Genomic DNA, 22071 nt, shown 5'->3' on the forward strand with positions numbered 1-22071 from the left:
GACTTTTGAGGAGGACTATCATGGCCGACAAAACAAAATTGTTGCTGATCGACGGCAATTCCATGGCATTTCGCGCGTTTTATGCGTTATATAATCAACTTGATAAATTTACCAACAAAGATGGGGTGCATACCAATGCGGTGTTCACCTTTAACAACATGTTGGATTCGCTGATTGATCAATTCCAACCAGATAACATCATGGTGGCCTTCGACCGCTCTGGTGGGACCTTTCGGACGAAAAAATTTAGTGATTACAAAGGCAACCGCGATCGCGCGCCGCAAGAATTGTTGGAACAATTACCATTAGTCAAAACCTTGCTTGATGATCACGGCATGGCGCATTACGAATTGCAAGATTGGGAAGCTGATGATATTATCGGCACCTTGGCCAAGCAAGCAGAAGCTGCCGGTTGGGAAACCACTGTCATCACTGGCGATCGTGATTTAACGCAACTAGCGACTGATCATGTCACCGTTCAAGTGACAAAAAAAGGCGTCAAAGAACTAGAAGCCTTCACGCCTGAATATCTCAAAGAAAAAGTCGGTGTCACGCCAAAACAATTCATCGACATGAAAGGGTTGATGGGTGACACTTCAGATAATTATCCCGGGGTCCAAGGCATCGGCCCCAAGACAGCATTGAAGTTGCTCGATCAATTCGGTTCGATCGAAGGGTTATATGACAACATCGATGACCTAAAAAAATCGAAAATGAAAGACAAATTGATTGCAGGCAAAGATGATGCTTTCATGAGCAAAGACTTGGCGACGATCAGACGAGATGCGCCGATCGCCGTGGGGTTGGATGATACCAAGTACACTGGCCCTGATATCGATAAATTGCGGACCTTTTACACGGACTTGGACATGCGCCAAGCATTGAATAAGCTCAACAAACAAGCACCTGCCGTGCAACCAAAAGCCCATTATGTGGTGATTTCTGATGCCAACCTCGATCAATTGTTAGCAGTCGATGAACCGATCGCATTTGAAATTGAAATGTTGACCGAGAACTATCACACCGCAGAGCCGATCGGTTGGTTTGTCGGCACTGAATCTGAAGTATACGTCTCTGCTGATGCGACGTTGTTGTCGTTGCCACCAGTGCAAACCTGGTTGAATGCCCGCGATCACATCACGGTGTTTGATTTAAAACGGAATTTGATCGCCGCCAAGAAGTTTAACCTAGATCTCGATCCCGTTGATTTCGACGTGTTGCTGGCATCTTATTTGTTGAATCCTGATCAAAATGCCAACGACCTCGGCCAAATCGCCCAAGATCACGACTACACCTTGGAATTTGACGAAGATGTATATGGCAAAGGCGCTAAACTCGCGGTACCTGATGAAGAACAACTCTTTAGTCATTTTGCCCGCAAAGCTCAAGCATTGTTGAGTTTGCGGCCGCATTTGACGCAAGACTTAGCTGATCATGATCAATCAGGGTTATTTACTGATATGGAAATGCCCCTGGCTCGCGTACTCGCAGCCATGGAAGCAGTCGGCATCACCCTTGAAGCCAAGACACTGCAGGCGATGGGTGAACAATATGAACAATCGATCAAAGTTTTACAAGAAAAAATCTATGGTCAAGCAGGGCTAGAATTCAATTTGAATTCACCAAAGCAATTGGGTGAAGTGTTATTTGAAAAACTCGGCTTGCCAGTGATCAAGAAAACGAAAACTGGCTACTCCACCAGTGTCGATGTGTTGGAACAACTCGCGCATGATTATCCGATCGTTAAAGACATTTTAGATTATCGCGCAGTGTCGAAGTTGCAATCCACTTATGTCAAAGGGTTGCTGAAAGCACAACTCCCTGATCAAAAGATCCACACCCGCTATTTGCAAACCTTGACGCAAACTGGTCGCTTGTCTTCAGTTGACCCGAACATGCAAAATATTCCGGCACGTGGGGATGGCAAGTTGATCCGCAAAGCTTTCGTCCCATCACATGAGGGCTGGCAGATCTTCAGTTCTGACTATTCACAAATCGAATTGCGGGTGCTTGCGCATATTTCTGGTGACGCGAATATGCAAGAAGCCTTTAAAGAAGATCGCGATATTCATGCCAACACGGCGATGAAGATCTTCGGCTTGGAATCGCCAGATCAAGTGACGCCTGACATGCGCCGTCAAGCCAAAGCGACGAACTTTGGGATCGTGTATGGGATCTCCGATTTTGGATTGGCTAAAAACATCGGGATCACCCGCCGTCAAGCTAAAGCCTTTATCGATGGCTATTTTGAACAATATCCAAAAGTGCGGGAATACATGGATAAAATGGTGGCCCAAGCGCGTGACACCGGTTTTGTGGAAACCTTATTCCATCGTCGCCGCTACCTCGATCAAATTCACTCTCGTAACTTCAACTTGCGGCAATTTGCTGAACGTACCGCGATGAATACCCCAATTCAAGGCTCTGCCGCAGATATCATCAAAGTGGCGATGATCCGCATGCAACAAATGCTTAAAGAACAAAACTTGCAAAGTCGCATGTTACTGCAAGTCCATGATGAATTGATCTTTGAAGGGCCTGAAGAAGAAATGCCGATCCTCGGCAAGCTGGTACCAAAAGTGATGGATTCTGCTGTTGACTTGGATGTGCCGTTGAAAGTGGAAAGTTCATATGGTCCCACTTGGTTTGACGCCAAGTAGAAAGGAGTCATATGCCGGAATTACCAGAAGTTGAAAATGTCCGCCGTTCATTATCTGAACTTGTGGTGGGTAAAACCGTATGTGGTGTCCACACCAACTGGGAGAAAATTTTAGTTGGTGGCTTGTCGACGTTTACCAAAGCCCTAGACGGCGCAACAGTGACCGCAGTGGATCGGCGCGGGAAATATTTGTTGCTGCGCTTTGATAACGACGTAACGTTAGTGTCGCATTTACGGATGGAAGGCAAATACCAACTGGCACCCACGGCAGACGAGCCACCGGCAAGATTTTTGCATGTGTGGTTTGACTTTACCGATGGCAGTCAGCTGCGGTATTTGGATATGCGGAAGTTTGGTCGCATGCAGTTGTGTGACACTGGTTCTGAAATGCAGGTTGGCGGCTTGAAAACGATGGGGCCTGAACCCACTGTGGAAACTTTTGACGCTGACGACTTTTACCAAACGTTGCAAAAACACAAAAAGCCGATTAAATCCGTGATCCTCGATCAAAACGTTGTCGCTGGTGTCGGCAATATATACGCAGACGAAACCTTGTGGCGGGCCAAGATCAATCCGATGCAGCCGGCCTGCACCTTAAAACGTTCAGAAGCAAATGCGTTGCATGACCAAATCATCGCAGTGCTTGGCGAGTCGATCAAACTCGGCGGCACCACGGTACATACTTTTGTTTCAGCAGATGGCCGGACTGGTGGATTTCAAGATAAGTTACGAGTTTACGGCAAACAAGGCACGCCTTGTCCGCGTTGTGGGACTGAGATCGTAAAAACAAAAGTCGGCCAACGTGGGACGCATTACTGCCCGCAATGTCAAGTTTTGAGAAAGCGTGTGATCCATTGACGTATAAATTAGGGTTAACTGGCGGGATCGCCAGCGGTAAAAGTACCGTGTCTGAATTATTTGAACAAGCAGGGTACCCAGTGATCGACGCAGACGTGATTGCCAGACAAATCGTGGAACCGAATTCCTTAGCGTTGAAAAAAATCGCTTTGCGCTTTGGTCGTGATGTGATCGAAAGTGACGGCTCGTTGAATCGCAAAGCGTTAGGGACGAAAGTTTTCGGACATCCCCAAGCTTTGGCGGATCTCAATGCCATCGAACATCCTTACATTCGCGTGGCGCTGACTCAAGCGTTAGACGAAGCCGTGGCCAGCGGCGTTGATTTGGTGGTAGGCGATATTCCGTTGATGTATGAAACCCAGTGGGAAGATTACTTTGACGGGGTTGCGGTGGTGAACATTACGCCAAAACTGCAATTACAACGTCTAATTGAACGCGACGGGTTAACGGTTGACGAAGCACAAGCACGGATCGCGTCACAAATGCCGTTGCCACAAAAAGTCGCCAAAGCGGATTTTGTGATCGACAATTCGCTGGGGCAACAAATGCGTGAAGTGCAAGTGACCCAGCTGATCAAACATTTAACTGGGAAGTAGGCTAAGTGCGGTTTAGTTTGCAGCCTTAGTGAAACTGCCGGTAAGGCTGTGTTATAATAATTGAAAACGGATAAGAGGTGTTTTGCGTGCAGTGCCCACATTGTCATCACAATAGTAGTCGCGTCGTTGACTCACGGCCAACCGACGGCGGCAAAGCGATCAGGCGGCGGCGTGAATGCGAAAATTGCGGTTTTCGTTTCACGACTTTTGAGCGCGTTGAACAAACGCCGTTGCTGGTCATTAAAAAGAACGGGACCCGCGAAGAATTCAACCGTGAGAAGATCCTTAAAGGGTTGATCCGTGCCGCTGAAAAGCGTCCTGTGACCATGGAGCAAATGCAAGGCATCGTTGAATCAGTCGAAAACAAGTTGCGCGCCATCGGGGAAAATGAAGTTTCAAGCCAAGCCATCGGGGAATATGTGATGAGCAAACTCTCAGATGTCGACGATGTGGCTTATATTCGTTTTGCCAGCGTGTATCGCCAGTTCAAAGACATGTCGGTGTTCATGCAAGAACTTCAAGACATGATGAACAAAGAAAAATCTTCAGACGAAGACAAGTAATTTTTGCGACATGCGCTCGCCTTGCAGATCCTGATCTCAGGGTCGACTAGGCGGGCGTGTTTTGTTGAAAGGAGGCGTGAATATGGAACGTCCACAAAATTTTATGGCCCAAGACGACTATCTCGTCGCCCAAGCCACATATTTTAGCAACGTCGACCAACACGTCGCCGTCAGCTTGTATCAACCGCTAGTCGGACCTGTGGCGATGGCGTTGTATTTAAGTTTGTGGCAAGAAGCTAAGCCGCGGCCGCTGGTGTCTGATCGTCGCTCGCAAACGCGATTGTTAGATTTATTGAACATCGGCGTGGACACTTTGTATGACGCGCGGGTGCATCTTGAAGCGGTGGGTTTAATGAAAACTTACACCACGACTGATGCCATCAGTCGCTATTATGCCTATGAGTTATATGCACCAGTGTCACCGCAAGCCTTTTTCAATGACGATTTGTTAGGGATGTTGTTGTATGATCGCGTCGGGGATGCCCGTTACACGGAACTTGCGCAAGAATTTGCCTTGCATCCAGTCCGCCGCGATGATTGGCAAGAAGTGTCCGCGAATTTCTTAGATGTGTATCATTTGACCAATGTGCTGGCAACCCCAAAGGCTGCGATCCAAGCGCAACAAGCTTTAGCGTTGAAGGCGACACCTACAGTTAGCTTAGATGATGATGGTGGCTATGATTGGGAGTTGCTGGCATCAACGTTGGCCCGCACCACCTTGCAAGCCGGTGAACTCGATAAAAATCGCGCTGCGTTATATGAAATGGCGCGCTTTTACGGGTTGGAAGTGCCAGAATTCTCGCTTCAAATTCGCAAAGCCATCGAGCCGATGACTGGAAAACTCAACATGAGGCAACTCCGGCAGTTTATCGAACAATCTTATCGAAAAGCTGACAAACCAGCGTTTTCAGATCAAAAGACCCAACAACCAGCCGCAACCCCGGCACCACCGACGATCAAAGACCTGACGTCGCAAGAAGCAGATTTGTTGAAGCGTGCCAACACCCAAGCGCCACGGACGTTTTTGGAAAATACCAAAAAGGCGAAAAACTCTCGGGCTTATGCCGCCAGCAACGAAACTTATGCGTTGCGGGAGTTGTTGACGCGGCATGTGTTCCCAGATGCAACAGTGAATATTTTGATCGATTACGTATTGCGTAGTTACGATTCGCTAAGCCAAGCACTCCTCAATGGTTTTGTACAACGGTGGATCACGGCGAATGTCACGACCCCTGAGTCAGCGATTTTGCAAATTCGCAAAGAAGCGCAACAGCCAGTTAAAAATACGCGAGGTAAGCGGCCAAATCGTCAAGAAGAAACCCCTGATTGGATGAAGCCAGATTATCAACCGGTGTCCAAACCAGTATCGGTGCAAAGCAAACAATCGATCCAAGCGGGATTGGATCGCCTCAAAGCCATGCGGAAGAAAGGATCTGAATCCTGATGAAAGACATGCATGCAGAATTACAAAAATTAATGGATCAACGTCATTTGACTGGCGCCTTTCACGACACCATCAATAAAGCGGCGGCAGATCCTGAAGTCCAAGCGTTTTTGCGGGAACACAAAGACGAACTCGCCGCAGATGCAACGCGGCGTGGGGCGGCGAAAATCTATGAATTTGTCAATGAACGCGACAAACGATTGAAAGGGATCGCGAGCTTTGCCCCTGGCTATCAACCAGAACTCGTCGTATCTAACGGTCAAATCGATTTGGCTTATGAACCGACTGCCGAGAAACAAGCTTTGGATAAACTTGCCGATCAAAAGCGGTTGATCAATGCCATCAATATGCCTAAAGCGATTCAACATGCTAACCTTGCCATGTATGATGACAAAGATCGCGCAGACGCCTTACAAGCAGCGGTGCAATTTACCGTCGCCGTCGCCGATCAACCCCATGATTTTCACAAAGGGTTGTATTTGACTGGACCTTTTGGCGTTGGGAAAACTTATTTGCTTGGCGCCATCGCTAATGAACTTGCGGAACAAGGCGTCGGCTCGACATTGTTACATGTCCCAACTTATGCAGTGGAAATGAAAAATGCGATCCAATCAAATTCAGTGTTGGCGAAAATTAATGCGATCAAAGTGGCACCAGTGTTGATGCTTGATGATATCGGTGCTGAAGCGTTAAGCCCATGGTTCCGCGATGAAGTGTTGGGGATCATTTTGCAATATCGCATGCAAGAAGAATTGCCGACGCTGTTCTCCAGCAACAAAACCATGGCCGAGCTCAATCGCTTTTTAGCTGGCGCCGATCGCGGCGACAATGAAGCGATGAAAGCGTCACGGATCATGGCGCGGATCCAATTTCTCGCCACTGAAATTGCTGTCGGCGGCATTGACCGTCGTAACGGCTAACCATCATTTTTTGGAGGAGTTATTATGCACGCAAGTTTAACCAATGATTCAACGCACCAAGTCAAAGATGTCAAAATCGGATGGTCTTGGACCACGTTTTTCTTCGGGTTCTTCCCAGCGTTATTCCGCGGGGACTGGAAGTGGGCGTTGATCGTCGCGGTGTTACAAATTGTGACTGGGACTTTCACTTGGGGGATCTCGGTGTCGATCATTTCGATTATTTTTGCGATCATTTACAACAAGATCTACATCAATGACTTGTTGAAACAGGGTTATCGGCCGACGGATCAAACCAGCGCTGATTTGCTTCGTCAACGGGGTTTCATCGGGTAATGTGACCACTTTTTCAAAAAGTTTTTCAATTTAGGGTTGTCACCACCGCTTTATCGTGGTTTAATCTAAGTATCGAAGACAGGAGTTACAAGGATCATAAACAGAGAGCTGGCGCCCATCTGAAAACGCCACACGACCTGATCCGCACCGCTTCTCGGATTTCTTTCGACCCGTGCTGGGATAACGCACAAAGAGGAAAGCATTTTGCGTGCTTTCAAGTCGGGTGGAACCGCGATTAGTGTAATCGTCCCGGATGTCAGTAATGACGTCCGGGACTTTTTTGTACTTCTGAATAATTCAAAGGGGAAAATCATATGTCAATTGCAATTACGTTACCAGACAAATCCGTACGTGAAGCCGAAGCCGGCATCAGCGTATTAGATTTTGCCAAGTCCATCGCCATCAGCCTCGGGAAAAAAGCCGTCGCCGGCAAACTCAACGGCAAGCTTGTTAACTTAGATACAGCGTTAAACGAAGATGCTGAACTGGAAATCGTCACCAAAGATTCTGAAGACGGCTTAGAAGTGCTTCGCCAAACGGCTACTTTCGTATTAGCTTCAGCGATCAAAGACTTGTTCCCAGAAGTCCGCTTAGGCCAAGGCGAAGCACAAGTTGATGGTTTCTTCTACGACACTGACAAAGACAACGGCCAATTGACTGTTGACCAATTGCCAGCGATCAAAGCCAAAATGGCTGAAATCGTTAAAGCTAACGCCCCAATTGCTTCAAAGACGTTATCCCATGACGAAGCTTTAGCTTACTTTGCTAACGAACCTTTCAAAAAGCAACTGGTTGAAGCTTTAGATGGCGACGTTAAAGGCTTCCAACTTGGTGATTTCTTCGACTTTGAAGAAGCGGCTTTGTTGCCATCTTTGAAAGACTTGAAGCATTTTGACTTGTTAAGTGTTGCTGGTGCTTATTGGGAAGGCAAGTCTTCCAACCCAATGTTGCAACGGATCTATGGGACCGCGTACTACAAAGCTGCTGATCTTGAAGAAGATGCCAAGCGTCGTGCTGAAGCTAAAGAACGTGACCACCGTAACATTGGCCGTGACTTGGACTTGTTCTTCGTTGATCCTAAAGCTGGTGCTGGCTTGCCATACTGGATGCCAAATGGTGCCACCATCCGTCGCGTGATCGAACGCTACATCATCGACAAAGAACTTGCCGATGGTTACCAACATGTTTACACCCCAATTTTAGCAAACTTGGACTTGTACAAGACTTCTGGTCACTGGGATCACTACCGCGAAGACATGTTCCCACCAATGGACATGGGCGATGGCGAAATGCTTGAACTCCGCCCAATGAACTGCCCATCTCATATCCAAGTTTACAAGCATCACATCCGTTCTTACCGCGAATTGCCACTGCGGATCGCTGAACTTGGCATGATGCACCGTTATGAAAAGTCCGGTGCCTTGTCTGGTTTGCAACGTGTTCGTGAAATGACGCTTAACGATGGCCACACTTTCGTTGCGTTAGACCAGATCCAAGAAGAATTCAAGAAGATCTTGCGTTTGATCATGGATGTTTACGAAGACTTCAACATCAACGATTACACGTTCCGCTTGTCTTACCGCGATCCTAAGAACACGGAAAAGTACTTTGATGATGAAGAAATGTGGACCCGTTCTCAAACCATGTTAAAAGGGGCCATGGACGATCTTGGTTTGGACTATTACGAAGCAGAAGGCGAAGCTGCTTTCTACGGTCCAAAGCTTGATATCCAAACCAAGACTGCTTTGGGTAACGACGAAACTATGTCGACGATCCAATTAGACTTCATGTTGCCAGAACGCTTTGGCTTGACTTATGTCGGCAAAGACGGTCAAGAACATCGTCCAGTTATGATCCACCGTGGTGTTGTCGGCACGATGGAACGCTTCATCGCTTACTTAACTGAAATCTACAAAGGTGCCTTCCCAACTTGGTTAGCCCCAACTCAAGCCATCTTGATCCCTGTTGCAGACGCTCATCAAGCATACGTTGAAGACTTGAAGAAGAAGATGCTGCATGCCGGCTTACGGGTTGAAATCGACGATCGCAACGAAAAAATGGGCTACAAGATCCGCGAAGCCCAAACTCGCAAAGTACCATACACTATTGTTGTCGGCGACAAGGAATTAGCTTCTGCGACAGTTTCAGTTCGTCGTTATGGTGAAGCTGATTCTGAAGAAGAACCTGCTAACATGTTCATCGATTCTGTGGAAGCAGAAGTCAAGAACTACTCTCGCGATGGTTCCCGCAAACCTAGTGAAGCCAAGAAAGTTTTAGGCGACTAATTTTAGTTTGATCAAGAAGCCAAGCCTCGTGCTTGGCTTTTTGCTTGCAGTGATCTCGGCGATTTGCGATACTTAAATTAATCACTGAAAGGAAATATGCTTATGTTGCCAATTGTAAAAGGTGTTGTCTCGTTACTGGAGGACGGCATAAAGTAGCCTTCCTCCGCGTTTTGGAGGAACACACATTGAATTTATCTGAATATGGAAATACTGAATCACAAGTTGTCACTGCGGGTTTGAATTTAGGTCGCGTCATCACCGTCAGTCATCAAACGTTCACCGTGGTCACTGAATTTGGGCGTTTTCACGCCGAAATCTCAGGGCGCTTGCGGAACCTCGCGATGACGGCAGAAGACTTGCCAACTGTTGGCGATTGGGTACAATTGCGGCTCCCAGCAAATCGCGAAGACGTTGCCTACATTGAACGATTAAATGAACGTCACAGTGTCTTTTTGCGAAAGACGGCGGGACGTCAAATTGATGCACAACTGGTGGCGGCTAATATTGATTGGTTGTTGTTATGCATGGCGTTGGATCATAATTTTAATGTGCGGCGTTTAGAGCGTTATTTGGCCGTTGCCGCAGCTAGTGGTGCCAAGCCGTCAGTGGTATTGACCAAAGCCGATCAAGCCCGTGACCTGTCTGCACAACTTGCCGAAGTTGATGCAGTGTTGCCGCCGCAAACGCCAGTGATCATTTGTGATGCGACGCGTGCTGATGGGTTAGCTGAGTTAGCGAATTTCATGCAGCCGCGTCAAACTTATGCGTTGATCGGGTCTTCTGGTGTTGGGAAAACCACCTTGATCAATCACTTAAGTCATCAAGTGGTCGGTGAAACGCAAGCTGTGCGGGCCAGTGACTCACATGGGCGCCACACCACCACTACTCGGCAATTAATGGTTTTACCCAATCAAAGTATTGTGATCGATACACCGGGGATGCGGGAACTCGGATTAATGGATGCCGACGTAGCGGCCACGTTTGACGATATTGTCCAGTTGGCACAACATTGTCGCTTCAGTGACTGCACGCATCAACAAGAACCAGGCTGTGCGGTGCAAGCGGCAATCGCGACAGGTGAAGTCGATGCGACGCGGTTGAGAAGTTACCAAGAGTTGCAACAAGAAGCCTCAGTTAATACTCAGTTGCGTGGCAAAGCCCGTGAACAAGCAAAAATCAAGCGGATGTTTGGTAGCAAGAAACAAATGCAAGCTGTCCGCAAAGCCAGTCGTCATCATCAAAAATACTGAAGTTTTGTGAAGTCAGGCCCAGTGCCTGGCTTTTTTGGTGGGGTGGACTCAGTGAATAAATGCAATAATATTTCATAAAACTATTTCATACGATTAAATATCGAAAAATCGTTGCAAATATAACCGCTTTCATTTATACTGACGGTGTCGATAAATTCCATTATTCATTTTTTGAGGAGGACTCAACATGGTCTCAATAGTTGTGATTTTTGCATTGAGTCTGTATGTCGCGATCGCGGTACTTGACCAGATCTCGATACAGATTGGCCCTTATTCTCCAATTTTTGGTGGTGCAGTGACCGGTTTGATCATGGGTGATTTAAAAACCGGGTTGATCGTCGGGGCGACGTTGCAATTGATGACGTTAGGGGTGGCAACTTATGGTGGGGCAACGGTGCCAGATTTCTTGACCGGCTCGATCATGGGGACCGCTTATGCGATCATCGCTGGCAAAGGCGCAGAATATGGCATCGGGTTAGCGGTGCCGATCGGTTTGTTGTTGACGCAATTAGATATTTTAGCGCGGATGGCGAACATGTTCTTCCAACATCGCGCTGATCACTTCGCCGCTGAAGGGAACTATCGCGGCGTTGAACGGCAAAATATTTGGGGCATGGTGCCTTGGATCTTGTCACGGGTCATTCCAGTGGTGGTCGGTTTAGTCTTTGGCCAAGCCGTGGTCAATGCGATCAACACCTTCATTCCAGCATGGTTCATGATGGGGTTGAAAGCTGCCGGGATGATTTTACCAGCAATGGGGATCGCGATTTTAATGCGGTACTTGCCACTGAAGTCTTATTGGCCATTTTTCATTATTGGATTTGTGTTGATGGCGTATTTCTCCAAGACATTCTCCATTCTTGGCGTCGCCTTATTAGGGTTAGCGGCTGCTGGTGTTTATATGATGAACGCCAACAAAACGCAACCGGCAGCGCCAGCACCAAAACCTGCAGCCAAAGCCGATCCAAGTGATCTCTACGCAGATGAGGAGGTAGAAGTCAATGACTAAACTCGATGCCAAAGATATTAAAAAGGTTTATTGGCGTAACATCTTCGGTTTACAATGGGGATGGAACTACGAACGGATGCAAGGGCTGGGGTATTCATGGGTCATGATGCCAGTCCTCAAAAAACTTTATGGCGACAAACCTGATGAAATGAAAAAGGCGTTAAAGACTCACTTAGGCTACTTCAACACTTCACAACCCATGTCACATTTGATCATTGGTGCGGATATCGGGATCGAAGAAGCGACTGGGATGCAAGATGAAGAAGCTATCGTTGGGTTGAAAACCGGGTTAATGGGCCCACTTGCTGGGGTCGGTGATACCTTATTCTTAGCGATTTATCGGACGATCATTTTCTCCATTGCCGCATATATGGCATTGTCAGGTTCACCAGTTGGGTTGTTGTTGCCAGTGGTTGGCGGGATCTTACTGTTGGTATTGCGTTATTGGTTTACTGGCGTCGGCTACAAGCAAGGCGCGCGGTTGGCAACAGAATTCGCGGAACAAATGAAGACCTTGACCAATGCGGCATCGATCCTTGGGTTGTCAGTGGTCGGTGCGTTGATCCCATCAGTGATCACGTACACCCTTGATTTGAAGTACACCATGGGTAAAGTGACCTTGAACGCCCAAGATATGCTCAATCAAATCATGCCAGGGCTGTTGCCACTGGGGATCGTGTTGTTGTCTTATTGGTTATTAGGGAAAAAGTCAATGAATTCCACCAAGTTGATTTTTGTATTGATCGCCTTGGGAATGGTGTTAGGGAATTTGACTAATATCGTTAACGGTATCGCAGGGTTGTTTTAAGCGAAAGGAGCAGTCACATGGCAATTATTCATGCACGCGTGGATCAACGGTTGATCCACGGGCAAGTGGCGACAGTGTGGTCGCGATTGACGAAAGCCGATCGCATTGCGGTGATCAATGACGATGCGGTTCACGACGACATGCAAATCGCTGCTTTAAAATTAGCGCGGCCCACTGGGGTGAAATTGGTGATCATGTCCATCAGAAGGGCGTTGATCAGCTTGACCAATGGGAAGTATGACGACGAGCGCGTCTTTTTACTGACCCAAAGCATTCAAGATATGCGGGCGTTGATCGATGGTGGCATTAAAGTGGACGCCTTAAACATCGGCAACATTGCTAATCACGACGGCGCTAAGGCCATCAAGCCCTCGGTTTATTTAAACGCCCAAGACATTGAAGACATTAAGGCCATCAAAGCCCATGGGGTCAAAGTCACGGCCCAAATGGTCCCAACTGAAAGCGACGCTGACATCGAAACATTAATTAAGTAGGTGAAAAATTATCATATTCGATCGTGTTCAACAACAATACAAAACCATGAGTAAAAAACAGCAGCAGATCGCCGATTATTTATTGGCCGACCCGCAAGCGTTCATCAATTCTTCTAGCCATGAGTTAGAAGCGCGCATCGGCGTATCGGCGGCGACGATCATTCGTTTTGCCCAATGTTTAGATTACAGCGGCATGGATGAAATGCGGGTTTATGTCGCCCAACAAATCGCCCATAACGAACACTCAGTCGAGTTGGTGGTGGACGCTGCTGACACTGGGGCGTCACTTGAACAAAAGGTTTTGCAATTGTATCGGGATGCGACTGAAAGTTTAAAAGAAACCTTGGAGACAACAGCGGTGGATCATGCGATCGCCTTGTTGCAGCAAGCCAAGCGGATCTATATCCTCGGCGTTGGGACCTCAGGCTTAGTGGCGTATGACTTGTATCATCGCCTGAATCGCTATGGCAAACCTACCGTATATGAAACGGATGCCCACATGAATTTAGAATTTGTGTCACAAAGTACCCCTGATGATGTGGTATTGGCGATTTCATATTCTGGGTTGACCAAAGAAGTGGTGCTTGGGGCTCAGTCTGCTCAAAGCCGTCACACACCAGTGATCAGCTTGACCAGCGACGGCAAGTCACCATTGGCTCAAGCCACTGATGTTGCGTTAATGATCCCGCAAACTGAACATTTGGTGCGCCTAGCTGCTTTAGCGTCGCGTGCGCATACGCAAATCGTTTGTGACATTTTATTTGCTGGGGTCGTGAAAGTTGCTTTGCCAAAAATGCAGCAAACCAGTATCGCGACGAACCAATTAGTCTCCAAATTAAAAATTCAATGATGAAAGTGGGAATGTCCAATGACGCAATTAACCACTGAATCCCGCAATCCTGACACCATGCATATCGATCAGTTAAATGGTGTGGGGATCGCAGAAACAATTAATCAAGCTGATCAAGGCGTAGCCGTTGCTGTGGCGACCCAAACGCAAGCCATCGGCGAAGCCATCGAAGCTATTGCGGCACGGTTTGCGCAAGGCGGGCGGATCATTTATATGGGTGCCGGTACATCTGGGCGCTTAGGTGCTTTAGATGCCATCGAATTGACCCCGACTTATAGTGTGTCGCCTCAGCGTGCATTTGGTTTGTTAGCTGGCGGCGCTGAAGCCATGTACACCGCAGTTGAAGGGGCTGAAGATTCGAAAACTTTGGCGATCGAAGATTTGAAAGCGCATGCACTTGTTCCTGGAGACACCGTGATCGCCATCGCTGCCAGCGGTCGCACCCCTTATGCCATCGGTGCTTTAGAATATGCTAATGAGATTGGGGCATTGACTGTGTCAGTGACTTGCAACGCTGACAATGAGATGATGCACCTTGCCCAAATTGCCATCAGCCCAGTCGTTGGGCCTGAAGTGATCACTGGGTCTACACGCATGAAGGCAGGCACCGCTCAAAAAATGGTCTTAAATACCATTTCTACCGGGGTGATGATCAAGTCTGGTTATGTCTACGAAAACTTGATGATCAATGTACAACCTACCAACGAGAAACTGGTGCGTCGCGCAACAGGGATCTTGATGGAAGTCCTTGACCTGGATGTGGCAGCGGCGGCTGAATTGTTGCAACAAGCAGAAAATAATGTTCAAGCCGCGATCGTCATGGCAAAAAAACATGTTGGTCGCGATGAAGCTTTAGCGTTGTTAGCAGCCCATGATAATCGCGTGGATGCGGTGATTTAAATATTGAATGGCAAGCGTCGATGCTGAACCCATCATGGGCGTAGGTAGCGACGCTTTTTCAATGGTGTAAGGAGGGAGACGAGTGGGTGTTAGTTTACTTTATGCGCTAGTGATCGTCGTCGCCAATTCCTTTGGTGCCGTATCTGGCATGGGCGGCGGCGTGTTGATCAAGCCCATGCTTGATACGATTGGTGCAGATTCTGTCGCCGCGATTTCTTTTTATGCGACGGTGGCGGTGTTTACAATGTCTGTGGTGACCACTGGCAAACAGTTGCAACATGGGGTGAAATTGTCATTCAACATGTTGCTGTGGATCGCCTCAGGCGCCGTGATCGGTGGGGTGATCGGCAAGGCGTTGCTGTCTTGGAGTTTGAGCATGTGGTCTGAGCACATGGTGTTAGCCGCTCAAATCATTTTGACGATCCTCACCATTTTGTTTGCGTTTTTGAATACGCGGTTCAATTGGCGTAGCTTTGGGTTAAATGGGTGGTATTGGCAATTAGGTTGTGGCTTAGTCTTGGGATTCTTTGCGAGTTTCTTAGGGATCGGCGGCGGTCCGATCAATGTCGCGTTGTTGATGTTGTTATTTGGGATGCCGATCAAACTCGCAACTGTGTATTCGCTGGCGACGATTTTTTGTTCGCAAGGGGCGAAGTTGATCGCGATCATCATCGCCGGAGATAATCTGCAATTTGATCTGCAGCGGTTATGGTTCATTATTCCTGCGGCGATCGTCGGTGGGTTTGTCGGGGCTAAGCTTAGTCAAGTGTTGTCTAGTGAAAAAGTAACGATCGTTTTTCAATTGATGTTGCTGGTAGTGATCTTGATCAACGGGTATAATGGGGTGCAGCTGCTGATGCATTGGTGACAACTGATAGAAAAAATCTGTCGATTTAGCGAAGCAATCACACTGGCTCAGAAAAATATTTTTCTGGCGTCAATCTTTTTTCTTGACGCCACTGCACATTTCAGGTATGATATTAAACGTTGAGAAAACAAGCAGAAGCGCCCGCTTCTCGCCCACGTCATTGTGACCGCTAGGCAAATGTTCGGTAACCATGACGGCGGGAGTTTCTATGTAAAGAAGCTCGCGCTGTCTTTTTGCTTGGTTTTTTCCAAAAATTTTGGAGGTGAATTGCCATAGCACGAGATATGATGGTCAACTCGGGGATCCGTTCACGTGAAGTTCGTTTGATTTCAGAATCCGGCGAACAACTCGGCGTGAAGGCAACCCGCGATGCCTTAGCGTTAGCAGAAGCTGCTAACTTGGATCTGGTTCTTGTATCACCGAATGCAAAGCCACCCGTTGCGCGCATCATGGACTTCGGGAAGTTCCGCTTCGAATTACAAAAGAAGCAACGCGAAGCCCGCAAGAAACAAAAAACCATCAGCATCAAGGAAATTCGCTTGAGCCCAACGATCGGTGAGGCTGACTTCAACACTCGTTTGAAGAATGCCACCAAGTTCCTTGAAAAAGGGGATAAGGTCAAAGTTTCCGTTCGTTTCCGCGGCCGGGCGATTACCCATAAGGACTTGGGTCAAAAAGTTCTAGAACAAATGGCAGAGGCCACTAAGGAACTCGCCGTTGTTGAGTCTCGTCCAAAGATGGACGGGCGGAGCATGTTCTTGATGCTCGCACCAAAAGCTGACAAAAATAATTAGTCAGAAACGTTATTTAGGAGGAAATCGTCATGCCAAAATTCAAGACCCATCGCGCTTCAGCTAAGCGCTTCAAGAAAACCGCTAGCGGTGCTTTGAAGCGGGGCCACGCTTACACTTCTCACCGTTTCCACGGTAAGACCAAGAAGCAACGCCGTCAACTGCGCAAGTCCGGCTTAGTATCCCATTCAGATATGAAGCGGATCCGCCAGATGCTCAGCCAAATGAAGTAGTTTCCTTTACGGAAGCTCATTGATGGAGCACGGATCTCGCGCTCATGTTATCGTTTTACACTTCACACAACGTTGTGTGAGTTGAAATTAGGGAGGAATTCTAATGCCACGTGTTAAAGGTGGAACTGTTACTCGCGCTCGCCGCAAAAAGGTCTTAAAGCTTACTAAAGGCTACCGCGGTTCTAAGCACCGTTTATTCAAGTCTGCAAATGCCCAATTGATGGTTTCTTATCGCTATGCTTTCCGCGATCGTCGTGCGAAGAAGCGTGATTTCCGTCGTTTGTGGATCGCCCGTATCAACGCCGCTGCGCGTATGAACGGTCTTTCTTACAGCAAGCTGATGCACGGTTTGAAGTTGGCTAACGTCGACATGAACCGTAAAATGTTAGCAGATATTGCTATCGCTGATCCTGCAGGCTTCACTGCCTTAGCAGAAACAGCTAAAAAGGCTTTAGCCTAAATAGCGTAAAAGATCAGACCTTGTGTCTGGTCTTTTTTTGCCTTGCGGCACGAAAAGCTAAAGGCTCCAGGCCAATTGACTCTGGCTGGACAAGCATGGAACGCAGTCCACGAGATTTGAGCTAACTCGCAAAGCCCGCGAGTGGATCTCAAATCTTGTGCCATTGTAAGGCGGTGAACCGCCAACAATGGTTCGACGGCTGATGCTTGTCCAGCCTCCGTCAATTGACCTTACGCCTTTAGCTTTTCTGGTTTCCGGATCGTTCTGACACAACGAGCTTCGACTGCTGTGAAATGGGCAACTGTTTTTGATTCATGTTAATGTAAATCTGATATCAAGTCGTTGAATCCTGAGTCACTATTGCTCAAACAGAAGCACTCGGCGATAATAGGCACAGGAGGTGGGGTTTATGGATTTCACACAAGTTAAATACGAACGTCCGAATTTTCAAACTTATCAAACGACCATGACGCAAGCGGCGAAAGCTTTGGCCGACGCATCTACTGCAGAAGCTGCAGTGAAGGTGGCCAAGGCGACGGTTCCAGCAGTTAATGCGGTGATGTCTGCGGCAATGCTGGCAATGATCCGCCACAGTATTGATACACGCGATGATTATTACACCGCAGAAGACGATTATTGGAATGAATATGGCCCACAATATGACAATGTGGAGACCGATTACCTCAAAGCGTTAGTCAACAGTCCCTATCGTGATGAATTAGAAGCGATTTATCCGAAGCCATTTTTCTTAAAGGCTGAGAATCAACTACGGATCCGAACGCCAGCAGTGCTTGAACTGCAACAACGCGATAATCAATTGATCAGTGAATATGATAATTTAACTGCTGGTGCGGAAATTGAATTTGGTGGGAAAACATACACGCTTGCGCAACTTGGCGCGCCTATGGCAGATGCCGATCGCGACCTTCGCAAAGCTGCCAGTACCGCATATTGGGGCTGGTACGCTGACCATGAAGCTCAAATCGATCAGATTTATGATCAAATGGTCCAAGTACGCACTGAAATGGCCCACAAACTCGGTTTTAAAGATTATTCTGAAATGAGTTACGTGTTTATGGATCGCTTCGGTTATGATGAAGCGCAAGTGTCAACATACCGTGAAGCGATTCAAACTCAAGTGGTCCCGAAAGTAGTGATCCAACGAGAAAAGCAAGCAAAGCGTTTAGGGTTGTCCAAACTTGAATACTTTGATCTCGGCGTGCAGTTTAAATCAGGCAATGCCAAACCAGTGGGGACGCCGATCGAACTGGTGGCCAAAGCCAATCATATGTACCATCAAATGTCCCCAGTCGCAGGCGAATTCTTTCAACATATGATCGATTCGCATTTGCTGGATCTGGTGGCTAAGCCTGGTAAAGCTGGCGGTGGTTTTGCGGAATATATTCCAAGTGTTGAATCGCCATTTATTTTCTCGAACTTCAATGGCACAAGTGGCGATGTCGATGTGTTGACTCATGAAGCAGGGCACGCCTTGCAAACCTATGTTGCCCGCTGGATCCAACCAGGCGATACGGTATTTCCGACGAATGAAGCAGCGGAAATTTTCTCAATGAGCATGGAGTTTATCGCTTATCCTTATATGCCGGCATTTTTTGAAGGGCAAACCGATAAATACTTGTATGCCCATTTGCAAGCAGCACTCGAATTCTTGCCTTACGGGATCTTAGTGGATCACTTCCAACATGAGGTTTACACCCATCCAGACTGGACGCCGACAGAACGCAAAGCAGCATGGCGACGTTTGGAAAAATTATATTGTCCGGATCGCGATTACAGTGAAAATTCAGCCTTAGATCACGGCATTTACTGGTTCCGCCAAGCCCATATTTTCGATGTGCCATTTTATTATTTGGACTACACCATTGCGCAAGTGCTGGCGTTTGAATTCTGGCAACGGTTCAACGTTGACCATGATCCCAAAGCTTGGGACGATTACATGGCGATGGCCAAAGCCGGTGGGTCACAAACGTTGATCGAATTGATTCAAACTGGCCATTTGCGCTCGCCATTTGAACCAGACGCGTTACGCGATACCTTAAATGCGGTGCAAGCGGCCCTTGACGCCGTTGACGACCAACAACTTGATCACCACTAACTAAAATCGACGCCAGTTACTTCTATATAATAGAAGTTGCTGCCGTCGATTTTTTCTAAAGTAAATTCCGATTCAGGTGGGCGGCGTTCAATACGGTGTCTGGTTGCATCACCACTAATTTTCCACCAGTGTTGCCGGCTTCCATGAGTTCATGGCCATGGCGCACACCTTCAACAGTGAACGGTAAACTTTCACCGATGGTCATGGTCAATCCCCATGAACGAGCAGTTGTCATTAACGCTGCCAAGGCGACATCAGTCGGCGCGAGTTTGGTCAAATGCAGATTTTGATAATCGCCATCAGGGACGTCAACATAAGCGCTGGTCAACAACTTCCCGCCGCTAGTGACGAGCCGTTGTGCCAAAGGGGTCGTGGCACCGTTGAAGCGGACGTTGACGACATTGGGATAATGATGGGACTGCAAGGCTTGCGCTTCGACATCATCTAAGATCACGTCTGCGCCTAAAGCTTTGAGTTGATCGTGATGGGCAAGGCTGGCGATCGCGACGACATGCACCCCTTGGGCTTTGGCGAGTTGCACCAAGATACTGCCGACCCCGCCGCCAGCGCCGATGATCACTAAGCGGTCGTGTTGATGTAAGTCAAGTTGATTGAGGATCGAAAAAGCTGCGATCCCGACTAACGGTAACGCCGCGGCAGTCATGAAGCTGATGGCTGTGGGCTTTTTGATGATCTTGCTGGTGCTGGCAGTGACGAATTCGCTGTAGCCGCCGATCGGGCGATAATTGATCACCACATCGCCAAGTTGAAAATCATCGACGCCTTCACCTAAGGCTGAGACGCGACCGACGACATCAGAGCCTGGGACGATGGGAAATTTTAATGGCCGCGCGGTTTGTTCACCGCGACGCAAGCTGGCGTCGTAAGGATTGAGGCCAAAGCCTAAGACTTCCAGTTGGACTTGACCAGCTTTTGGTTGTGGGGCTTGCGCATTGATCAGGTTAAACACCCGAGGACTACCGAAATGATCAAAACCAAAACGTTTCATTGTACTTCCTCCTCTAAAATGGTTTGCAGCCATCGCTTGGTGGCATTGAGTTCCGCTTGGATCAATGCGTGACCGCGGCGATGGGAATAAGTCGCCACTGCCGCAAAGGCTTGAGTGAATTGCGTTTGTAATTGGGTGAAATTTTCTTTGGTGCTGTAAGGATCACCGGCGCCATGGGTCAACCACACGCGAGTATTGAACAACCGGCGCCTTGGATGAAAAGCTTCGATCGACACAGGATGCAGTAACATCGCATCGCGCCAAGGAACTGGTTGATGCAACATCGCATAGGCCGCAATGTTAGCACCGTTAGAATAACCTAACACGATGGCATGTTGCGGGTCGCGGTGATGCGCCGCGAGTTGTGCCGTGATTTCCGTGGTCAACCAAGTTGCTTGCCGTTTGGCATCGGCTAAATCAAAGCCGCCGGTTGCCGTATGCGCGAAATAGCGTGATTGTTCATTTTCCACCACGCGCCCGCCGATGGCTAAGCGCGCAGCTTGCGGCGCAAGAAACTTCGCGATGGGGATCAAATCGCGTTCTGAGCCGCCGGTCCCATGCAGCAAAATCAAGGTGGTGGTGCTAGTACTAGGGTCATAAATCGTCATGTTGCACCTCCGATTTGAAAAGGTGGCAATTGCGGTTGAAGAGATTGGCGTTGTGCTGCCAGCCATGGTGGCAACACCAATTGCTGACCGGCTTGGCTCGGCGTTTCATCACGGAAAAATCTTGGTCCCCGCGTTGCCACTTCAAATAATAATTGGGGACTGGGACGGAAATAATCAGATTGAAAGTAATACCGATCGACAATGCCTGACTGCGACAAGTCAAATTCTCCTAAGTGCGCCACCCATTGTTGTAAACTCGCCTGATCTTCAGTGATGAAGGCAATGTGATGGCCCATCCCATAACCTTGAGTGGCAATTGGCAGGTTGGGTTGCGCATCAATGATGAGCTGTTGACTGTGGCCACGAGTGCCGAGGGCAAATAATTGTTGGCTTTTGGCAGTGGCCAAGAGGTGAAAGCCGAGCACGTCAGTTAACACATAAGCTAAGTGCGCAGCATTGACGACGCTGATGGTCACCGGACCTAAGCCGCGCAACGCGATCTCAGCATCGACTGGGCTTTGGTCCCATGGTTGGTTGACTGCAGGCGTTGGGTCATGGGTATCTGACCACAGTTCAAAAACTTGCCCATCAGCGTCTTCAAAGGTGAGGACGGCATCGCCGAATCGCGTTTGGCGAGTGGATTCAATGCCAAAGCTCGCCAAGCGTTCGGCCCATTGCCCCAAGGCGTGATCATCCACCACGCGAAAGCTGATCGCAGCGATCATATTACTACCACGAACTGCAGGCAATTGCTTAGGCAAAAAGAAAAAGGTGAGGTCGCTACCTGCAGTCCCGACGGCATCAGTGAAATAAAAATGGTAGCTGTCTGGTTGATCAAAGTTGACGGTTTGTTTGATCAACCGCAACCCTAAAATATGCGTCATAAACTCATAGGAAGATTTTGGATCGCGAGCGATGGCCGTGACATGATGGATTCCTTGCAACGGTGGCAGAGACATTTGACTGACCTCCTTTTGCTTCTATAGCTTAAGTGTACACGCTTATTTTCCAAAAGGC

General features: G+C 48.1%; 22 protein-coding genes. 19 read left to right on the forward strand and 3 right to left on the reverse strand.

Annotated features, from left to right (window positions below; genetic code table 11):
* Nucleotides 1–20: 20 nt before the first annotated feature.
* From polA to EKM92_RS02895, 19 genes are all read left to right on the forward strand, one after another.
* Entirely contained in the window at nucleotides 21–2660 is a 2640-nt protein-coding gene (gene polA, locus EKM92_RS02805) for a DNA polymerase I (RefSeq protein WP_125707666.1), read from the forward strand.
* Between the two features lie 11 nt (nucleotides 2661–2671).
* Nucleotides 2672–3517 (forward strand): DNA-formamidopyrimidine glycosylase, encoded by an 846-nt coding sequence (gene mutM, locus EKM92_RS02810; protein ID WP_125707668.1) that lies wholly within the window; start codon nucleotides 2672–2674, stop codon nucleotides 3515–3517.
* Nucleotides 3514–4113 (forward strand): dephospho-CoA kinase, encoded by a 600-nt coding sequence (gene coaE, locus EKM92_RS02815; protein ID WP_125707670.1) that lies wholly within the window; start codon nucleotides 3514–3516, stop codon nucleotides 4111–4113. The genes mutM and coaE overlap by 4 nt, the downstream gene beginning before the upstream one ends.
* Before the next feature lie 86 nt (nucleotides 4114–4199).
* On the forward strand, nucleotides 4200–4676 hold the full coding sequence (gene nrdR, locus EKM92_RS02820) for a transcriptional regulator NrdR (protein ID WP_125707672.1): 477 nt from the start codon (nucleotides 4200–4202) through the stop codon (nucleotides 4674–4676).
* Between the two features lie 82 nt (nucleotides 4677–4758).
* Nucleotides 4759–6120, forward strand: a complete 1362-nt coding sequence (locus EKM92_RS02825; RefSeq protein WP_125707674.1) for a replication initiation and membrane attachment family protein — start codon at nucleotides 4759–4761, stop codon at nucleotides 6118–6120.
* Complete coding sequence (dnaI, locus tag EKM92_RS02830) at nucleotides 6120–7040, forward strand: primosomal protein DnaI (protein ID WP_125707676.1); 921 nt, start codon at nucleotides 6120–6122, stop codon at nucleotides 7038–7040. Before EKM92_RS02825 ends, dnaI begins: the two co-directional genes overlap by 1 nt.
* 24 nt (nucleotides 7041–7064) lie before the next feature.
* On the forward strand, nucleotides 7065–7373 hold the full coding sequence (locus EKM92_RS02835; RefSeq protein WP_125707678.1) for a DUF2628 domain-containing protein: 309 nt from the start codon (nucleotides 7065–7067) through the stop codon (nucleotides 7371–7373).
* Nucleotides 7374–7687: 314 nt separating this feature from the next.
* Nucleotides 7688–9658: a threonine--tRNA ligase gene (thrS, locus tag EKM92_RS02840; protein WP_125707680.1), complete on the forward strand. Its 1971-nt coding sequence runs from the start codon at nucleotides 7688–7690 to the stop codon at nucleotides 9656–9658.
* A 185-nt stretch (nucleotides 9659–9843) separates the two neighbouring features.
* A complete protein-coding gene (gene rsgA / locus EKM92_RS02845) occupies nucleotides 9844–10908 on the forward strand; it encodes a ribosome small subunit-dependent GTPase A (RefSeq protein WP_125707682.1) in 1065 nt (354 codons plus the stop codon).
* A gap of 187 nt (nucleotides 10909–11095) precedes the next feature.
* On the forward strand, nucleotides 11096–11917 hold the full coding sequence (locus tag EKM92_RS02850) for a PTS mannose/fructose/sorbose/N-acetylgalactosamine transporter subunit IIC (protein WP_125707684.1): 822 nt from the start codon (nucleotides 11096–11098) through the stop codon (nucleotides 11915–11917).
* Nucleotides 11910–12725, forward strand: a complete 816-nt coding sequence (locus EKM92_RS02855; RefSeq protein ID WP_125707686.1) for a PTS system mannose/fructose/sorbose family transporter subunit IID — start codon at nucleotides 11910–11912, stop codon at nucleotides 12723–12725. The genes EKM92_RS02850 and EKM92_RS02855 overlap by 8 nt, the downstream gene beginning before the upstream one ends.
* A 17-nt stretch (nucleotides 12726–12742) precedes the next feature.
* Nucleotides 12743–13219, forward strand: a complete 477-nt coding sequence (locus EKM92_RS02860; RefSeq protein WP_125707688.1) for a PTS sugar transporter subunit IIB — start codon at nucleotides 12743–12745, stop codon at nucleotides 13217–13219.
* 13 nt (nucleotides 13220–13232) lie between these two features.
* Entirely contained in the window at nucleotides 13233–14069 is an 837-nt protein-coding gene (locus EKM92_RS02865) for a MurR/RpiR family transcriptional regulator (protein ID WP_225420711.1), read from the forward strand.
* A gap of 18 nt (nucleotides 14070–14087) precedes the next feature.
* Entirely contained in the window at nucleotides 14088–14969 is an 882-nt protein-coding gene (gene murQ / locus EKM92_RS02870) for an N-acetylmuramic acid 6-phosphate etherase (protein ID WP_125707692.1), read from the forward strand.
* Between the two features lie 82 nt (nucleotides 14970–15051).
* Nucleotides 15052–15837 (forward strand): sulfite exporter TauE/SafE family protein, encoded by a 786-nt coding sequence (locus tag EKM92_RS02875; RefSeq protein WP_125707694.1) that lies wholly within the window; start codon nucleotides 15052–15054, stop codon nucleotides 15835–15837.
* Between the two features lie 266 nt (nucleotides 15838–16103).
* Nucleotides 16104–16631, forward strand: coding sequence for a translation initiation factor IF-3 (gene infC / locus EKM92_RS02880; RefSeq protein ID WP_082611841.1), 528 nt, complete (start codon nucleotides 16104–16106; stop codon nucleotides 16629–16631).
* Nucleotides 16632–16660: 29 nt separating this feature from the next.
* Nucleotides 16661–16861 carry a 50S ribosomal protein L35 gene (rpmI, locus tag EKM92_RS02885; protein WP_054718570.1) on the forward strand — a complete coding sequence of 67 codons (201 nt, stop codon included), beginning with the start codon at nucleotides 16661–16663 and terminating at the stop codon, nucleotides 16859–16861.
* Nucleotides 16862–16964: 103 nt separating this feature from the next.
* Entirely contained in the window at nucleotides 16965–17321 is a 357-nt protein-coding gene (gene rplT, locus EKM92_RS02890) for a 50S ribosomal protein L20 (RefSeq protein ID WP_125707696.1), read from the forward strand.
* Between the two features lie 409 nt (nucleotides 17322–17730).
* On the forward strand, nucleotides 17731–19437 hold the full coding sequence (locus EKM92_RS02895; RefSeq protein ID WP_125707698.1) for a M3 family oligoendopeptidase: 1707 nt from the start codon (nucleotides 17731–17733) through the stop codon (nucleotides 19435–19437).
* A gap of 55 nt (nucleotides 19438–19492) precedes the next feature.
* Here the strand turns inward: EKM92_RS02895 and EKM92_RS02900 are convergent, their stop codons facing one another.
* Genes EKM92_RS02900 through EKM92_RS02910 form a run of 3 tightly spaced genes read right to left on the reverse strand, consistent with a single transcriptional unit; the run spans nucleotide 19493 to nucleotide 22013 of the window.
* The gene (locus tag EKM92_RS02900) at nucleotides 19493–20446 is read right to left on the reverse strand and encodes an NADP-dependent oxidoreductase (protein WP_125707700.1); all 954 of its coding nucleotides are present in this window, start codon (nucleotides 20444–20446) and stop codon (nucleotides 19493–19495) included.
* Entirely contained in the window at nucleotides 20443–21054 is a 612-nt protein-coding gene (locus tag EKM92_RS02905; RefSeq protein WP_125707702.1) for an alpha/beta hydrolase, read from the reverse strand. The genes EKM92_RS02900 and EKM92_RS02905 overlap by 4 nt, the downstream gene beginning before the upstream one ends.
* Nucleotides 21051–22013, reverse strand: coding sequence for a VOC family protein (locus EKM92_RS02910; RefSeq protein ID WP_125707704.1), 963 nt, complete (start codon nucleotides 22011–22013; stop codon nucleotides 21051–21053). The genes EKM92_RS02905 and EKM92_RS02910 overlap by 4 nt, the downstream gene beginning before the upstream one ends.
* Nucleotides 22014–22071 lie beyond the last annotated feature (58 nt).

Source organism: Lacticaseibacillus porcinae (assembly GCF_003946305.1).
In the GTDB taxonomy this organism is placed as follows: domain Bacteria; phylum Bacillota; class Bacilli; order Lactobacillales; family Lactobacillaceae; genus Lacticaseibacillus; species Lacticaseibacillus porcinae.

What these genes read in the sequence shown, in the direction of transcription:
- polA (WP_125707666.1), top strand. Translation starts at nt 21, where the DNA reads ATGGCCGACAAAACAAAATTGTTGCTGATCGACGGCAATTCCATGGCA.
- mutM (WP_125707668.1), top strand. Translation starts at nt 2,672, where the DNA reads ATGCCGGAATTACCAGAAGTTGAAAATGTCCGCCGTTCATTATCTGAA.
- EKM92_RS02825 (WP_125707674.1), top strand. Translation starts at nt 4,759, where the DNA reads ATGGAACGTCCACAAAATTTTATGGCCCAAGACGACTATCTCGTCGCC.
- dnaI (WP_125707676.1), top strand. Translation starts at nt 6,120, where the DNA reads ATGAAAGACATGCATGCAGAATTACAAAAATTAATGGATCAACGTCAT.
- EKM92_RS02835 (WP_125707678.1), top strand. Translation starts at nt 7,065, where the DNA reads ATGCACGCAAGTTTAACCAATGATTCAACGCACCAAGTCAAAGATGTC.
- thrS (WP_125707680.1), top strand. Translation starts at nt 7,688, where the DNA reads ATGTCAATTGCAATTACGTTACCAGACAAATCCGTACGTGAAGCCGAA.
- EKM92_RS02850 (WP_125707684.1), top strand. Translation starts at nt 11,096, where the DNA reads ATGGTCTCAATAGTTGTGATTTTTGCATTGAGTCTGTATGTCGCGATC.
- EKM92_RS02855 (WP_125707686.1), top strand. Translation starts at nt 11,910, where the DNA reads ATGACTAAACTCGATGCCAAAGATATTAAAAAGGTTTATTGGCGTAAC.
- EKM92_RS02860 (WP_125707688.1), top strand. Translation starts at nt 12,743, where the DNA reads ATGGCAATTATTCATGCACGCGTGGATCAACGGTTGATCCACGGGCAA.
- murQ (WP_125707692.1), top strand. Translation starts at nt 14,088, where the DNA reads ATGACGCAATTAACCACTGAATCCCGCAATCCTGACACCATGCATATC.
- rpmI (WP_054718570.1), top strand. Translation starts at nt 16,661, where the DNA reads ATGCCAAAATTCAAGACCCATCGCGCTTCAGCTAAGCGCTTCAAGAAA.
- rplT (WP_125707696.1), top strand. Translation starts at nt 16,965, where the DNA reads ATGCCACGTGTTAAAGGTGGAACTGTTACTCGCGCTCGCCGCAAAAAG.
- EKM92_RS02895 (WP_125707698.1), top strand. Translation starts at nt 17,731, where the DNA reads ATGGATTTCACACAAGTTAAATACGAACGTCCGAATTTTCAAACTTAT.
- EKM92_RS02900 (WP_125707700.1), bottom strand. Translation starts at nt 20,446, where the DNA reads ATGAAACGTTTTGGTTTTGATCATTTCGGTAGTCCTCGGGTGTTTAAC.
- EKM92_RS02905 (WP_125707702.1), bottom strand. Translation starts at nt 21,054, where the DNA reads ATGACGATTTATGACCCTAGTACTAGCACCACCACCTTGATTTTGCTG.
- EKM92_RS02910 (WP_125707704.1), bottom strand. Translation starts at nt 22,013, where the DNA reads ATGTCTCTGCCACCGTTGCAAGGAATCCATCATGTCACGGCCATCGCT.